Genomic DNA, 16,752 nt, shown 5'->3' with positions numbered 1-16,752 from the left:
ACACACTTTTACGCGGCCCTAGACGTTCACTATGGGTGCACCCAAAGTTGACGATAATTGTTTACATCAAAACTCTGAGGGTTACAGGTGGCGGATATTGTCCCCATGCGCAGCATCTTCGGGAATGAGCAAAGTGTCACCGCCCAAACAGAACTCTGGGCCGCCAGCCTCAACAAGACAAGCTGAATGGCTTTTCTCCAAGAGGCGACATTCGCCGCATTCGCCGCTTACCCTTGCGGACTAACAGTGTCGTCCTGTCGCGCGAACCGATGCCCTGGACATTGCGTTGGCCATGAAGCACCAACATCAGGGGACGGACCATGAAGTTTCACATTGTTGCCGCCAAGGATCAGACCCAGGCGGTTCACCTCACAGCGGACAACCCGATAGAGGCGATCAGGAAGGCGGATGAGCTTAAGGAGCAGGGAGCGAACGGCGTCACAATCATTGACCCGGACGGCCATCTCTACACCATCGCGGGCCTAAGGCTGATCGTCAGGTAGTTGGAAGCCTCTCGCCTATCTCGGCATGGGGCCTGGGGCGGCTACCTTGCCGCAAACCAAAGTCGCCTTGGCCTGCCTCAAAGCTCCCGCTAACGTTGTGGCTGCTTTAGGCGGATGGCGATGACAGCGGTAGTGGACCTCTTCGTATGCACCCTTATTGGGGTCGCAGTGATCTTCCTAGCGGGTGTCGCGCTTCGTAGGCATTTGGGCTCAAGGTGGTCTCTCCTGGAGCGGCCGCAAGAACTCAAAGCCGAGCCTCAGGTACGTATTATTGTTCCTGAGGTTCCACGCCCCTTCATCCCGATGCCTGAAGCCCTAACCACCCGAGAAGAGATGGTGGCGTGGCTCACTGAAGACCTCCCCAAGCTTGTGCGGGAGAAACAAACGCCGGGGTCTCGGTAAACAAGTCTTAACCTTTCGGTCGCCCTCCAGTGCCTTAGCTGCTATCTTAGGATGCGCTCCCAAGCTGGCTAGGATGGGTCTATGTCGCTGGAAGACCTGAAGGCTATCCTTGTGCCCATATGCGTTGCCACCGTGCTGAGCGTCTTCAGCATTGTCCTAACTGCTGTCGTCGGGTTGGCTTGGATATAGACCAGGGCTTCACGAGCAAATCCTAAGGCCACGCTGGGACTATTCTCTCGTCTCTACGTTATCGGCTACTCACCGACGCGAGAGACCCCATGCTGCCCGAGGAAGTCAAAGCCATCGTCATCCCGCTTAGTGCCGCCGCAGGGGTGAGCACCCTTAGTATACTGGTCGCGGTGGCCATCGGGTTGGCTTGAGGCTGGCCTGAGGTCTGTTGTCCCGCGTGGCCAAAAGGTGGGGTGGGGGTACGGGGGGAAACTCTGATCCGCTGTGTCTACGGGGTACCTCTCACATGCGAGACCCCTAATTTTAGTTGGGGACTACCTCAGGGTGTTCTCGGAGGAATGCTCGCACTCAACCCATGTCAGGTAGGATGTTGTCAGGGGCAAGCCTACCGTGGGGTTAGGGATGACGTGGGTTCCAGGGGAAGAGTTGCTTATCAAATTTTGGGATAGCATCGACAAACTCGGAACCGGCATGCTCAGCCCTACCCAGATACGTCGCGAGGGCAAGGCGCGGGCCGAGGTTCGCCGTCACGAGGCTCTAAGTGATGCCCAAACACGGCTTGATGTGGAAGACCTCTTGGCGGGTCGGCGCGTATTGACAGATAGCGGGAAGCTCGTTGCCGCATACACACCGCCTGCACGACCCCTACCATCCCCGTCTGGGAGCGCCTCCGGTGACGCCCCAAATCCGCCCGCGCCGACCACTCAGGCCAGTTCTCCGCACCATGTCATGCCAATTGAAGACACCGTTGGCTTAGTGCGGTGGGCGCGGATGGGTGAAGACCTCAAAGCGGCAACTCAGCTAATGAACCTCCGAAGCGTGGTACGGATGGCTGAGGACGAACTAGACAGTGGCACCAACACTTCGACTAGCGAACCCAAATCGGAAGCCAGCGAGGACTGGATTTTCCAGTGGAGAGAAGGTGCCGAGCGAACAAGCAGTGAGGATATGCAGCGCCTTTGGGCTCGTCTCCTGGCGGGAGAGGTAAAGCAGAGCGGATCATTCTCACTCCGAACTCTCTCATTCGTCAGAACACTCGACCAATACGACGCTCAATTGATAGCTCGGTTAGCCCCATTTAGCATTCAGGGGGGGTGGATTGCGAAATACGAGGCTATATTGGGCGCGGCGGGACTGGGATTCAGGGAATTGCAGCACCTAGAAGACCTTGGCCTTATCATTGGTATTGGCGGTATTGGAATGAGGTGGCGGACTGATGTTACTCCGCCTGGGCCAAGCTTATACGTCTTCCACGATAATCAGGCTATCAGGTACGAATCGGATAGCGGGACAGTCCGGGTTGAGCAGCCGTCAATGCCGCTTACACGATTAGGCCAAGAGGTTCTAAAACTTGGGTCATTCACTGCACCTGCTGCCTACATTCAAGCTCTAGCTGATGACCTAAAGCAGAAGGGGCTTCGTGTTTCCCGATCCGTCGTGGAGCCTACGGGTGATGGTGCCTTTTTCATCGTTAGTACGAGCCCGCTGTAAAAAATTTAGGGACGTTTCGGCACTGCTGTGGCCTAAAGCCCTGGGTACCTCAGCCTCTCAATGGCCTTCCTCTTGGTCTCCAGCGAGGCCCCGACCGAGTAAAGCCCGTAGGTCATCCTGCGCTTATCGTGCCCCACGATGTCAGCCGCGATGTTCTCGGAGACCCCGCGTTCTCAAGGATGGTGGTGACGGTCTTGCGGATAGAGTAGAAGACGTTCGCCTCGACATTAGTGCAAGAGCATGGTACGCATCTCAAGATTGGATGGCGGCAACCTTAAAACTTATCAATGACTTAAGAGATATTCCTGCGTTTCCCCTAGGGAGCGCCAACAAGGCCGCTGAGACCATACCCCTGAAATATGTCGGCTTAACAAGCGCTTGAATCCCGGCGCGGGCTGCAGGGCAGGTGCGCCTTGAGCGTGGCTTGGCCGGGAACCGGGCGATCGATGGCCTGGGGCTCCCTTCATGCCGACGATATCGCCCCGCGCAGACTTGGGCTCGAATTCGTCAAGGCTCAGCGACGAGTGCTTGACGCTACCAAGGCGGATTGAAGGTAGGCGGCATGAAAGCCGAGCCGAATGCGGTGACCGAAGCCAAATGTCTAATGAAGCTCCTGGCCGGCGCCCATAGGGATCCCTCTGCCCACCGACGTCGCCAATTCCTGGCGCTGGGCGTGCAGCGATGCGATGGCCCTGTTGCCTCCTTAGGCTGAGGCGTTCAGCAACCCTCGTCCCCTGCGAACCCTACCTCCCGCCGACCGTTGCAACGTCAAGGAAGTCCAAGCTCCAACTGATCCCAGTCCTGTCGGGAGACAAAAAGCATCTGCGTGCAGGTGGGCGTGGCGCGAGCACAATCTCAGGAACACCGATCTCGACATCTCACGCAATGCGCTCGTGGTACCTACAGGCATGCCTGGTTCAGGGAAGTCATCGCGTGGACGAGATCACGGTCTTCCACCCACCATCGCCCTACAGCAGTGGCACCTCATTCAGGCTCTTGCGCATGCATTATTTTGGGGGGAGATCATCTCAGCGGTCAGACAACCCCCGATGCTGACTCCATCTCTGCCACACTCCCGAGGTTGCTTGCTCCCGATGCCATGGCCTCGGCCGGGTCTATGAGGTCACCGAGCAGCCCATGGTTTCTGGCTCCTCTCTGCCATCCGGGAATGGGCTGTCGCAGCATGGCTCACGGCATCGCATGGCCGGAATCTCCGCAACATCGCGATGACGCTCTGCTTTGACGTGGAAACCCTCAGCGCGAGCTGCCGGGGAGAGTTCGAAACCGGCTTCACCTCACCGATGTGCAACCGACCGCGCCGGTCTATCCGAGCTGCACACTGCACAATCTCGCTTGTGCACTGAAGCGCAGGGAAGAGCCCACACACCGGGCATCTATAGCCAAACAGCCTGTTTATCTGAATCGCGCGCTCGTCAGTGCCGTGTGCTCACCGGGTCGCATTGAGAGAGTGCCGCCAGAGCCCCTTGTTCGCTTGATCGATGTTCAAGTGCCGTCGTAAGTGAGATCACCGCATCGCCAGGACATGGATCGGGCCAGTCAGCTTAACGACTCTGTCGCGAACCGCACGATCGACTCTATTCTGACTGGGTTTCTCGAGACTGACGGAGATCTCGCTGACAGGTGTCCGACCGGCACCGACGAGGGCAGTGCCTATCGTGACAGCCGCAAGAACGACACCTCCCACAGGGTGAATCTACGCGCACGAGTCATGCGCGCTTGGTTGGCCGCGTCATAGCTCCTCGACCGGCTGTCGAAACGGCGGATTGGAGAATGGCCGATCGAGTTTTTGGTCAGGCAAACCCCAATGATAAACGAGCAGTCCATTTGGTGCGGCGCTAATCAGTAAAGTTTCGCGATTTCGGGAGACCTAGCTCCCGTCTGGCAGATGTGGGGCAAATTGTCCGTGGCGTGAGCGGTGAAGATATCATGTGAATACATGCCTTTGAGGAGTGCTCATATCCTCACGAATCTACATTCAATCCATTTAGGTAGGTTATAGGATTTCGACAATTTAAGCTTGACCTATCGAATCCATGAGACTAGGTCGGCGATAAGAATTCGCACCAACACGACAGAATAGGAAGAATATCAAATGATACGAATTTGGCAAATCAAAAATTTTATCCTCAACTATCCATGCATAGTCTGAGTGTAATGGACTTATTTTCAGAGCAATAATTCAGCCTTCCATCTTAGTTTGTTGTGCCGGACAAATTATAAACATAACAACTATTAGGAATAAAGGTAAATCACACGTAAAATATAGTATCGTTGAATTAATTCTGTAAGAAAATCTATCCACACGGCGCTGTCCAGCGCCTTTATGAAACCCCCGAAAACTCAGTCTCGGCAAAGGAGAGCATTGTAGTGCTTGACGTCAACAATTCGGCCTATGCATCAGCTTCAGCGACGACAGCCAAGTCGGTCTATTACGTCTCCCCCACGGGCAAGGACAGCAACAACGGTTCGGAGCTCGCTCCCTTTGCGACACTTCAAGCTGCCGCCAACGTAGCCTCGCCCGGTACGACGGTTTATGTCGCGCCCGGCACGTACAAAGGTCACGTCTTCAGCACAGCAAGCGGTACAGACAGCGCTCGCATTCGCTACGTCTCGACGGCGCCAAACAAGGCGATCATCAAGGTCGACAATGTCAAGGCCGAAGCTATTTGGAAGAACACGGGATCGTATGTCGACATTGAAGGTTTTGAGATCATCGGAACCGACAACGCGACTATAGGCATCCACAACAATGCCTCGCACGTACGGGTACTCGGAAACAAAATTCATGACATCCGTGACCTCACTGGCTCAAGCAACGGAGGTGCGGGCATCCTGATGGATGGCTATAAGAATGTTGATAACGATGTCATCGGCAACGAAATTTATAACATCGGCTTTGGACCTGTTTCAGGAAACCCGTACTTCCATGCTCTGTACCTTTCAGACAGCGGAGGTGTCGTTCAAGACAACATTATCCATGACAATCGCGGGCGCGCGATCCAGACCAATCACGGATCCAGCAACAAGGACATCGTCCATAATACCCTCACAAACAATTTCGATGGCATTCTAATCGCCAACTATGACGGCGCCGTCAAAGTGCCTGCTGCCGGCTTCTATGTAGCGGACAACGTTATTATCGGCAGCCGGAATTGGGCAATCATCGAGGATGGGAACACGGGGGCGAATGTTTACAAGAACAATATGCTCTTCGGAAACAACAACGAGACTTACAACAGCGGGCTGTATCTCAACAAAGTCAGCACAGCGACAGGCACGACAATCATGGACCAGGCGCAAGCCATTTCCTTGAGCCAAGCCGCCATTAAGACAGGTGCTGTTAGTCCCGAGGGGGCAACGCCTTCTCTTTCCGAACCCACTCCCTCGGCGAGCACTTCCAAAAACCTCAAGATCACTGGAACGGAAGCCGTCGACAGACTTCAGGCGACCGATCTTAGTACGAAGATCTATGCTAAAGGGGGAAATGACATCCTCAGAGGCGGCGCCGGGCATGACCTGCTTGACGGCGGCGCAGGTCGGGACAAGCTCTTCGGCGGTCCAGGCCATGACACATTCTACTTTGCCTCGGCAAAAGATGCGCATCGCGATATCATACAGGACTTCGTGCAAGGTGAAGATCGAATCCATCTGTCGAAAATCGATGCGATAGCAGGTGGAACGAAGAACGAAGCGTTCAGCTTCATCGGCAAGCACGGTTTCACCACAGCGGGCCAATTGCACTTCACCCAAGATAAGACCAAGGGCGTTACTTACATCGAAGGCAACATCAATTCCGACCCTGCAGCAGACTTCAAGATCCAAGTTAAGGGTCTTCACACTTTCGGAGCTGCAGATTTTATCCTTTGAACGGCGGACCATGGGGACCCAGCGCGACGTCCTTTGGCTAAGCTCGTCGGCTTGCCTCGGTTGGTCTGAGTTCCTTGAAAGGATATAGGGTAAGCAAGCAACACATCGTGGCTGTTGAATGCCAAGCCATCCTCGTCGGAACGATTGATCCAAGGTTCTTGCGATGTCGAAGACGGCTGCTGTTCTTGCTGAACTCGATCTACCAGACAATGTGAACAAAGTGGGCGCCCTCTGCGCCCACTTTCCATCCTACCCATCTCGCAAATGTCTCTCGTGGATATAATCCGTCTGCTCTAGCGATTGGACGATCAGATCGCGACAGTCGCAGATGTTGGGAGATGGAGGACTCGCTTTCAACTTTAAATATACTTCTTGCAGATGTGCTGCTTGGAGGGCGTGTCCTTGTCGGAACGAGTTGGCCTGAATAAGTCGCTCGGTGATGAGCTGTGTGCTCAAGCTGAGTCATAATCTATGATACTTCCAGCATTGTTCACTATCCACCGGAGTATCAAAAGGACCGCTCCGACTTGCTGAGCTTCAAATTGGGGTCAGCCTAAAATTCGCATAATATAATTTGCGGTGGATCGATCAGCGTTAAGACATTCTACAATCACAAAGGTCATGGCTCCCACGTCTGACCAAAGCTTGACGGCTCTGTCAAAAAAGACGCAACATCGGGCTAGCTGAGAATTTATGATGACTTCGTTCTGCAAATGCCCGGAGCCTGTCTAACGAGCAGCGGCTACTCGAACCAAGCTGACAGTTGCCAACCATGTAGCGAGATTCGTCATGAACGTTGGACAGTTTCTGCTTTCTGGTGCATCGCAACGCACAATAAATGTTGTCAATAATATCTATCGCTCGATCCTTTACAAAGGCGCTTCGATCGTCGCCACGTTGCTCCTTGTTCCTCTTTCCCTCCGTTACCTCGATAAAGAACAATATGGAATTTGGGTTACGCTAACTTCGCTCACGGGTTGGCTTACGTTCTTCGACATCGGGATCGGCAATGGCCTACGAAACAGGTTAGCCGAGGCTTTGACGCGAAATCAGCTCGTCGAAGCTCGTGAACTCGTTAGCACCGCCTACGCCTTCGTGGGCGCGTTGATGGCGCTGCTTTGGGTTGTTTTTCTGATGGCATCATCATTCATCAACTGGCCGAAAATATTCGGGGTGAACGATGTGGGAGAGCGAGAGCTTCGCCTCGCATGTATGGTAGTCGTCAGCCTCTTCTTCGCGCAGATCATTTTGTCGTTGATCAACTCGGTTTTGAATGCCCATCAGAAGAACAGCCGGACGGGCCTGATCGTTCTCATCATAAACCTCTCTTCTTTATGTGGAGTCTACATACTCGTTCTAACTGCCCAAACGTCTTTTTTGCTTTTCTGCGTTGTTCAAAGTGCAGTAACTGCTTTGACATATCTTACTATCAACTTATACTACTACTATAACGACTTTCCAGATATCGCTCCGTCGATCCCGTATGTGAATTTAAGTAAATTAAAATCAATTATGAGTCTCGGTGCGCAGTTTTTCATTATGCAGATGGCTACTGTTATCCTCTACCAAACGAATAACATACTGATTGCGCGCTGGTTCGGGCCAAGCGCGGTCACGGACTACAATATTTCTTACCGTTATTTCAATGTTATATCCATGGCGTTCAGCATCATTGCAGCTCCCCTATGGTCTTCATTCACCGAGGCTCACACTCAAAAAGATTATATTTGGATTCAAACTACTGTTAGGCGAATGATTGTCCTATGGATAATGATGCAAGCTTGCATTTTGATAATGGTTATGAATGCAAACTGGATTTATAGAGCTTGGACAGGTGACGTTACCGATATTTCTTTTAGCTTATCCGTCGCCAATGCCATCTATGTAAGCCTCTACGCCTGGAATACCGTCTTCATCACCCTTCTGAACGGCGTGGGAAGGATCAGGTTGCAGTTCTTGCTGACTCTGGTCGTTCTCGCGGTCTTCTTCCCACTTACGTATGGACTCGCTATTGTGGCAGGCAAAGGCGTAGTCGGCATCGTGTGGGCCAATTGTCTGTGTATGGCCGTTTTCTCAATCCAGGCGCCTCTTCAATGCATGAGGCTTATCAAAACAGGCATCTCGAAAAGTTAGCGTCACCAGATTTGTGGTGGATCATGGCGTTCACGCGCATTCAGTATGGATTAGTTTATGGCTTGATCGCAGTGACGGGGATCGAGTTCTTTTATCGTTCTCAGGAATTCGTCGCGCTGCTTTTCGTATTTTCCGTTCTGTGCGCCATGATTTATGGCATCACGCTGCGAGTTCGCCCACTACGACTTATCTTAGCGTTCTTTGCACTGGAGATGGCTCAAGCCCTATATTTCGATAATCTCGTTGTAGGATCGCTGATAACCCTCATCGTTAAGTTATCGACAGTCTATGTTATCGTTCAAATTTGTGGGAAGAGCTTTCCCCGTTATTATGTAAATGTCATGTACGTAATAGCATCGATTGCGCTACCTATTTATTTCCTGACGTTTATCCCTTCGGTGGAGAGCTTTCTGATTCAGGACCTCGCTATTATCTTCTTTAGGCCCGTGTTCTCGGTAGGCGAAAGTCTTTATGAACACAACCCCAACATCATTATCTACACCTTCAATCCATTTGCGAGGGGGGCAGTGCTTCGTAATTCCGGACCGTTTTGGGAGCCCGGAGGCTTTGCGGTGTTCCTGAATTTTGCTCTGATTTTTAATATCGCTCGCCAGAGAAAACTTCTGGAACGCAAAAATATTGTATTCGTCGTGTCGGTCGTCAGCACATTTTCTACAGCAGGTTATATATCCCTGTTTATTATCATCGTCGGATATCTCATGACGAATGATGCGATAACGGCGGTTCTGAGGGTATGCTGTGCGCTCGCATTGCTGCTTTGCGCAACGCTAGCTTACAGCGACATCGGTTTCTTGGGAGATAAAATCGATCAGAATATAAGTCTGACGAAGGAAGATAATACGTCACGCTTTGGTAGCGCGTATTTTGACGTCTTGGACACTGTTAAGAGTCCATGGATCGGATTCGGGCGTTTGGCTGAGAACCGGTTCGGCGAATTAGCAAAAGCGTTGGATCCCTCTATTCACCGCAACAATGGCGTCACGTACTTAGCTGTGACCTACGGTATTCCGGCCGCTATCGCTTACTTCGCCATTCTGTTCAAATTTCTCCTCCGCTACTGCCGAGCGGCCGGAATCTCGTCGTGGTTTGCGGTTTACGCTTTTGCCGCCATACTGTCCGCAGGTTTCTCGCAAGTCATTTTCGACCGAGCTTTACCGCTTTCGTTTCTGTTCCTAGCAGACTGTTTTCGTTTTCAGGAAGTGAGGCATCCGCCGCTATCGGCGGTTAGATCCGCGAAGTCGTAGAAAGTGAGCATCGATGGAAAGCATCGCTGTCATAATCCCGACGTTCAACAGGCGATCCTGTCTGGTCTCGCTCCTGATCCAATTAGAGGCGCAGCATCCAATTGATGCTCACCTCTCCGTCGTCGTCGTGGTTGATGGATCAACAGACGGCACCGCTGAGATATTGGCCTCTCGCTTCCCGAACGTTCATTGCGTCATGGGTGACGGCGACTGGTGGTTCACACGGTGCGCCAACCGCGGGATCCAGTACGCAGAAGCCGCGTTCGATCCCGATGCGTTTCTAATTCTGAACGACGATAGCCAGATTGAGAAAGATTATCTTCTGAAGCTTATCAGTTCCGTGAGATCGCTCGGCGAGCCGGCTCTGGTCGGCAGCATGTCCCTCGCCGATACCGAACCTCCAAGGGTTACCTTCTCAGGAAACGCCCACTTGGCACGTTGGAGACTAAAGCTGACAAGCTATCTGCCTCACTTTTGTGTTTTCGACCCTCAAGCCATGACGGGGCTGCATCCGACGTATGGCTTGGTCGGGCGGGGCATGTTCATACCAAAAGAAGTCGTCCGTGACGTCGGATACATGGACGAGATCACCTTTCCTCAATATGGGTCTGACGACGATTATGCGTTGACTGCGCTTCAGCGGGGATTCCCAGTCTATGTTTCGTGGGACGCTTGGGTGGCGACCAGTGAAAAGCTTACATCAGAAGGAACCGCACATCGTCAGCAAACATTCCGAGTGTTTCTTCGAAGTTTCTTCAACAGACACTCGGTCAACTCTCTCAAGAAACACATTGCATTCTACCGACGCCACGGTATCGCGCCTCTATGGCCTTTAGCCGTCGCCCTTTTTATTGCTGGTACATGTCGTGCATACTTCTGGAAGTACCGGCACTTGAGTGTGTAACGCGTTCTCTACCTCAGTAAGGCATGGCAGCCGGACCGGCAGGTGCTAGCGGAGATCGGATGGCCATGGCCGCTTGATGAAAGCAAACGCAACCATGTGCGGAATCGTCGGCATCATACATACCAGTCGGCAAGCTCGGCCATTAGCCGAGCATGTACGCCGGATGTCTGATGTCATCGCGCATCGCGGTCCTGATGATGAAGGCTACCTGCTCGCGCATGCGCAGCAGATATCGATATTTGGCGGTGCCCATTCCTCTCAAAGAGGGCATGTCCCCACTTACTACCCCAACATGTCGGTCACGTCCGCCTCAAGCCTCCCAGCGACGCTGGCATTCGGCTTCCGGCGACTGGCGATTATCGATCTGTCGCCGTTTGGCCACCAGCCGATGAGTTACAAGGAGCGGTACTGGATCGTGTTCAACGGGGAGATCTACAATTATCTTGAGATAAAGCAGGAGTTGGAGGCTGCTGGACATATCTTCCAGTCCCAGTCGGACACTGAAGTCATTTTGGCAGCCTACGATCATTGGGGCGCAGACTGCCTTGGGCGCTTCAATGGAATGTGGGCTTTGGTCATCTACGACAGGGAGCGGGATACAGTTTTCATCAGTCGCGATCGAATGGGCATCAAGCCGTTATATTACTATAATCGCGGAGGCATCTTCGTTTTTGGCTCTGAAATTAAGTCCATCTTGGCTCACCCGGACGTCCTGACCGCGCCAAACGACAGATACATCGAGACTTTTCTCCGGGAAGGGGTGAAGGAGTTTCAGGATGAAACAGCGTTCACCAACGTTTTTCGGTTCACGCGTGCGTCGTACTGGCACGGTAGCATATCGCAGATCTCTCCAGGCCAGTTGAAGGCGACAACATTCTGGAGCGTCGGAGTCAATACATCCACTGAGCGCTTTGAGCCACAAAGAGCCTCGCAGTACGCGGTGCAGTATCGAGCTCTGCTCCAGGATGCCGTTCGGTTGCGCCTTCGATCCGATGTGCCAGTCGGGACCGCATTCTCCGGAGGGCTGGATAGCTCATCGATTGTCCACTTTATTCACGAGCTCCAACGAAAGCAGCCAACAGGGCAGAAGCTGAAAGTGTTCTCGACGGTCTATCCAAGCGAAGGAACTCGTGGATGCGATGAGAGTGAACACATCAATCTGATGGCGGCGCGGTACCGTTTGGACGCTCACTCTGTTGAGCCACAAGCAGCACAAGTACCTGAAAAAATGCAGAACATGGTGTGGGCCATGGAAAACCCACAAGAGAGTACGCTGATGTCGTACATGTTCACGTACGAGCTGGCCCGCAGGAACGGAGTGACCGTTACACTTGATGGGCAGGGTGCCGACGAACTCCAAGGCGGCTATCGATATTATCTAATCAATCACTTGGCAAACCTGCCTGCGAAATCACTTTGGCATGAGTACAAATCTCTCTCGACAATGCCAGGTGCACGTCATTACGCTCATATGGGGATTGTCGCCAAGCTTCTGAACCTCTTCGGATTAAAAAAGACCTGTCGCTGGGCACTCAGAGTGATGGGGAAAACGTCCGACCCATTCGCTTGCGTCAACGAGCGGCTCCACCATGATTATTTCAACCACATGGTGACGCTCTTGCATTACGGAGATCACAGCTCGATGGCGCACTCCGTGGAGGTTCGCTATCCGTTCTTGGACTATCGACTTGCAGAGTTCTGGCACAGTATCCCCAGTTCATACAAGATCCGCGCAGGGTGGACCAAGTACATGGCACGAGGCGCTATGGATGGGCTATTGCCGGACGAAATTACTTGGCGAAGAGATAAGATGGGCTGGGAAATCCCACAGGATTACTGGTTCCGTGGCGAGTTGAAGGAATGGCTTTGCAGAACGGTGGAGAACTCGCCGTATCTCCATTCACGGGGGCTTGGGCGAGATATCCGTCAGCAAGTGGATCACTCCTACACCGATCATAAGCGAATGAAGAGCATGCTACGCCAGTTAAATCTGGCTTTGTGGCATAGAACATTCTTTCAAAATCGGCCCACTCTCGCAGGCGACCTTACGTTTGTTGTCATCTCGCCTGTGCGGAATGAAGGCTCCTACATAGAGGCGACACTGCAATCCGTCATTGAGCAAACGGTTAAACCGTCGATGTGGATCATCGTCGACGACCATTCCACCGATCAAACGGCAAACATACTGGCTCGCTACGCAGCTCAACACAGTTGGATCAAGATAGTGCTCGGCCCGGAGTTGCAGCCTAAAGACTACAGTTCCAGAGTCGTGGAGTTGTTCAATTTCGGGCTCTCGCAGGTGCACATACCGTGCGACATAGTGGTCAAACTTGATGGAGACGTGAGTTTCGACACGACATTTTTTGCCAATATAGTCAGTGAGTTTCTACACAATGACCGACTCGGCATAGCGTCTGGTCATCTGACCACCAATGGGATCCGAGAGAAGGCCCAAACGGCGGTTGGCAACACCCGAGGTGCCACAAAATTCTACAGAGCCGCATGCCTGAGCGACATTGGAGGCGTTTTCCCGCACACTAGTTGGGATACGATCGATAATGCAGCAGCACGCGCTAAAGGCTGGGAAACCCGTATGCTGCCATTCGAGTTCGAGCACTTGAAGCCCGAGGGAGGTCGGGTTGGCTCCGCACTGTATAATCACTATCGCACAGGCCTCTCTAACGGCAGAGTACCGTATGTTGGCCTCTATTTCATCGCAAAGGCACTCTCAAAATCCCTAACGCGTCCGCTCCTTCTTGGCCCAGTCGCACAAGTGCTTGGCTACATTCAGACACGGTTTCTGCAGAAAGAAAGGCCTTTCCCTGAATTTGTGACGCAGCAAATTCGGAAGGAACAGAAGACTTATTTACTTTGGAGGTTGACAGGCAGGCGCACCAATTACCCGATTACCGTTGGGGACGTCGGATAGTCATGTGCGGGATTTCAGGCATCTTTAACCTATCCGGAGAGCCTGTTCATAGGCCTGAGGTCGAAGCTATGATGCAGCGACAGCGGCATCGTGGTCCAGATGATGTCGGAACCTTCATAGAGGATAACATCGGCCTTGGCTTCGTGCGTCTAAGTATATTGGACCTTACTAGCGCTGGCCACCAGCCTATGATCTCCGATGATGGGCGATACGTCTTGATTTTCAATGGTGAGATTTACAACTACCTTGAGATCAAAAAAGAACTCTCTTACACGTACGAATTCCAAACGCGGTCGGACACGGAGGTATTGCTAAAAGCGTATTGTCATTGGGGCGATGACTGTTTGCGGCGGTTCAATGGCATGTTTGCCTTCGCGATATATGATCGGAGAACCAAAACCCTGTTTGCTGCACGTGACCGGTTTGGCGTCAAACCTTTCTACTATTATCTAACACATGACACATTTGTCTTTGCGAGCGAGATACCGCCGATTTTCGAGCATGTCCGAAGGCTCGGGAAATCACTTCAGCCAGATGACCAAGTCCTTTATGACTATCTAATGCATTCCCGAACAGATGTGGATGAAAACACTTTCGTAAAGCAGATCAAGAAGCTCAAACACGGGCAATGCGTCACTGTCGTGCGAAATGAAGCCAAGGTGAAATGCTGGTATCAGCTTCAGGATCATCTCGTTGAGGGCTGGAGTGGCCCGGAAGAGTATTATGATACGCTCAAATCGGCAATAGCCCTGCGCTTGCGCAGTGATGTGCCGGTGGGTATCTGCCTCAGTGGAGGTCTGGACTCGTCATCCATCGCTTCAATGTTGATCAACGGCCTGCATAAGAGCGACTACTACGCCTTCTCCGCCATCTACGGCGATGGTCGCACGGGGGATGAACGCTCCTTCATTCAAGAATATGAATCCCAGCTTGAGAACTTGGTATACGTCTTACCAACTGAGGAGACGTTGCTGACAGATTTTGATGACTTGATGCGCTGTCACTTCGAGCCCTTTGGAGGGCTTAGCATCTATTCGCAGTTCAAGGTCATGAAAGATGCATCAAGCCATCTGAACGTTTTAATGGATGGCCAAGGCGCCGATGAGCAATTGGGCGGATACCCATATTTTTTCGGCAGCTTCTTCCGTGAGCTTCTATCGACCGGACAGATCCTGAGACTGCTGCATGAGGCTAAGACTTACTACAAACATCATCGCTCGTTCCAAGCGCTCGCGTACCTTGGATACTACATGGTCCCCAGCAAGGTTAAGTCGGCGATTTCTTATCGTGCTGCTCAGGGAGTCAGCTCTAGTTTTCATCAAAAGCATGCCCGAGACACGCAGATCCCGCAAAAGTTATATGACCCAAAGTCGCTAAAAGAATCGCTGCTTCAGCACTTCGAGAGTAAGCTTGAGCATAATCTGAAGTGGAACGATTTGAATAGCATGTACTTCTCCGTCGAGTTGCGTGAACCTTTCCTCGACTACAGATTGGTCGAGAAGACACTGGCGTCCCCGGCCGAGTTCCAAATTCGACACGGGACTACGAAATGGATCCTTCGTGAGGCGATGCGTGATTGCTTGCCGGAGCGCATCCGTACCCGCCAGGACAAAATAGGTTTTGAAAATCCTGCGAACGACTGGATGCGATCGCCTTTGTTTCAGCGGAAAGCCGACGAGGCACTCGCAAGTGTGGCGTTCACCCAGTCAGGATACTTCGATGTGGAGACCTGCCGTGAACGGCTGAAACTACATAGACAGGGAAGTCTCCATATCGCGCGCGACATATGGAAATGGATTGAGGTCGCAAACTTTCTGAAAAAGTTTACTCCGACCGAAAGCACCGTGAAGGATCGGGAGGTATCTGCGCCATGAGTAGGTATCAGATTTGTCAGGAGGGAATCTGGGACACCTCAGTGCCAGGCATTATGTTCGACGAGCGCGGTGTGTCGAACTATGCCAGAATTCAGAAGAATCTAGCGGCCGGCTTTCCAAGAGGTCAGGAGGGGTCGGCTCTCTGGCAACAAATCGTCTCTCAGATCAAACATCGCAAACCCGCTCGGGCGCGCTATGATTGTGTAATCGGTGTGAGTGGGGGCACAGACAGCTCTTACTTGTTGCATATTGCCAGAGAGTACGGTCTCAATCCGCTGGCTGTGAACCTGGATAACGGCTGGAACTCCGATGTCGCCGTCAAAAATCTCAAGAAAGTCGTTTCCTCCTTGAATATCGACCTGGAGACCTACGTCGTCGATTATGACGAGATAAGGTCGATACTGCGCTCCTATATGATGGCGGGATTGCCCTGGATCGATGCACCGACTGACCTCGCCATCAAGTCGATCCTCTACAAAGTCGCTGATCAAGAAAACCTGAGATATGTATTGATTGGAAGTGATTTTCGTTCGGAGGGCAAGCAGCCGTCGGAGTGGACTTACACCGATCTCAAACAGTTGAAATTCGTGCATGAGCAGCATGGCGAAATCTCACTCAAAAGCTATCCGACAATGAGACTCTGGGACTTCCTGTATCTGGGCTACTGCAAGAAGATCAGGATCATATCGCCGTTCAACTACATTGAATATCAGAAGAGAGATGCCCAGGCGCTGTTGGAGCAACTCTATGGATGGGAGTACTATGGTGGCCATCACCATGAAAACGTATTCACAAAGTTCGCCATCGCGTACTGGCTGCCCGGAAAATTCAATATCGATAAGCGTCGTATTACATTATCGGCACAGGTCCTCAGCGGCGAAATATCCCGTGATAACGCGCTTCAGGCAATCTCTCAGCCTCCCTACGATCTCGATAGGATGGAGCAAGATAAAGAATACGTTCTGAAGAAACTCGCTTTGACGTCTTCTGCGTTTGATAGAATCTGGAACGCGCAAAACCATACGTTCACCGACTATCCATCTTACTATCCTCTCATGAAACAAATGCTTCATCTAGCAACCCCAATCCTTCAACGTGTATTTGCTGTGAAGCCGAAAATATTGTATGAAATAGAGGAGCGCGCTGGTTGATTCACTAGCATGAGGCATGTAGC

9 protein-coding genes are annotated in these 16,752 nt (G+C 52.1%); all 9 read left to right on the top strand.

The features are described from left to right. Positions 1-320: 320 nt before the first annotated feature. Entirely contained in the window at positions 321-503 is a 183-nt protein-coding gene (locus tag ILT42_RS03405; RefSeq protein ID WP_204213907.1) for a hypothetical protein, read from the top strand. A gap of 993 nt (positions 504-1,496) precedes the next feature. Further along, positions 1,497-2,585 (top strand): DUF2806 domain-containing protein, encoded by a 1,089-nt coding sequence (locus ILT42_RS23250; RefSeq protein WP_407664496.1) that lies wholly within the window; start codon positions 1,497-1,499, stop codon positions 2,583-2,585. A gap of 2,388 nt (positions 2,586-4,973) precedes the next feature. Further along, positions 4,974-6,473, top strand: a complete 1,500-nt coding sequence (locus ILT42_RS23185; protein WP_204213905.1) for a M10 family metallopeptidase C-terminal domain-containing protein — start codon at positions 4,974-4,976, stop codon at positions 6,471-6,473. 789 nt (positions 6,474-7,262) lie between these two features. Continuing rightward, positions 7,263-8,606: a lipopolysaccharide biosynthesis protein gene (locus ILT42_RS03390; RefSeq protein ID WP_204213904.1), complete on the top strand. Its 1,344-nt coding sequence runs from the start codon at positions 7,263-7,265 to the stop codon at positions 8,604-8,606. A gap of 23 nt (positions 8,607-8,629) precedes the next feature. Beyond that, positions 8,630-9,871 carry a hypothetical protein gene (locus ILT42_RS03385; protein WP_204213903.1) on the top strand — a complete coding sequence of 414 codons (1,242 nt, stop codon included), beginning with the start codon at positions 8,630-8,632 and terminating at the stop codon, positions 9,869-9,871. 13 nt (positions 9,872-9,884) lie between these two features. Continuing rightward, positions 9,885-10,775 (top strand): glycosyltransferase family 2 protein, encoded by an 891-nt coding sequence (locus tag ILT42_RS03380; RefSeq protein WP_204213902.1) that lies wholly within the window; start codon positions 9,885-9,887, stop codon positions 10,773-10,775. 76 nt (positions 10,776-10,851) lie between these two features. Beyond that, a complete protein-coding gene (asnB, locus tag ILT42_RS03375; protein WP_324617713.1) occupies positions 10,852-13,704 on the top strand; it encodes an asparagine synthase (glutamine-hydrolyzing) in 2,853 nt (950 codons plus the stop codon). A gap of 2 nt (positions 13,705-13,706) precedes the next feature. Further along, entirely contained in the window at positions 13,707-15,578 is a 1,872-nt protein-coding gene (asnB, locus tag ILT42_RS03370; protein ID WP_204213900.1) for an asparagine synthase (glutamine-hydrolyzing), read from the top strand. Further along, positions 15,575-16,729 carry an adenine nucleotide alpha hydrolase family protein gene (locus tag ILT42_RS03365; RefSeq protein ID WP_204213899.1) on the top strand — a complete coding sequence of 385 codons (1,155 nt, stop codon included), beginning with the start codon at positions 15,575-15,577 and terminating at the stop codon, positions 16,727-16,729. The genes asnB (ILT42_RS03370) and ILT42_RS03365 overlap by 4 nt, the downstream gene beginning before the upstream one ends. Positions 16,730-16,752 lie beyond the last annotated feature (23 nt).

This window comes from Microvirga pudoricolor (assembly GCF_016892705.1).
GTDB lineage: Bacteria > Pseudomonadota > Alphaproteobacteria > Rhizobiales > Beijerinckiaceae > Microvirga > Microvirga pudoricolor.
Note: the sequence above shows the minus strand (reverse complement) of the source record. Positions and strands in the feature narration are given on the sequence as shown.

Coding starts and splice junctions, on each gene's coding strand:
- ILT42_RS23250 (WP_407664496.1), top strand. CDS start 1,497: ATGACGTGGGTTCCAGGGGAAGAGTTGCTTATCAAATTTTGGGATAGC.
- asnB (WP_204213900.1), top strand. CDS start 13,707: ATGTGCGGGATTTCAGGCATCTTTAACCTATCCGGAGAGCCTGTTCAT.
- ILT42_RS03385 (WP_204213903.1), top strand. CDS start 8,630: ATGGCGTTCACGCGCATTCAGTATGGATTAGTTTATGGCTTGATCGCA.
- ILT42_RS03365 (WP_204213899.1), top strand. CDS start 15,575: ATGAGTAGGTATCAGATTTGTCAGGAGGGAATCTGGGACACCTCAGTG.
- ILT42_RS03390 (WP_204213904.1), top strand. CDS start 7,263: ATGAACGTTGGACAGTTTCTGCTTTCTGGTGCATCGCAACGCACAATA.
- ILT42_RS03380 (WP_204213902.1), top strand. CDS start 9,885: ATGGAAAGCATCGCTGTCATAATCCCGACGTTCAACAGGCGATCCTGT.
- asnB (WP_324617713.1), top strand. CDS start 10,852: ATGAAAGCAAACGCAACCATGTGCGGAATCGTCGGCATCATACATACC.
- ILT42_RS03405 (WP_204213907.1), top strand. CDS start 321: ATGAAGTTTCACATTGTTGCCGCCAAGGATCAGACCCAGGCGGTTCAC.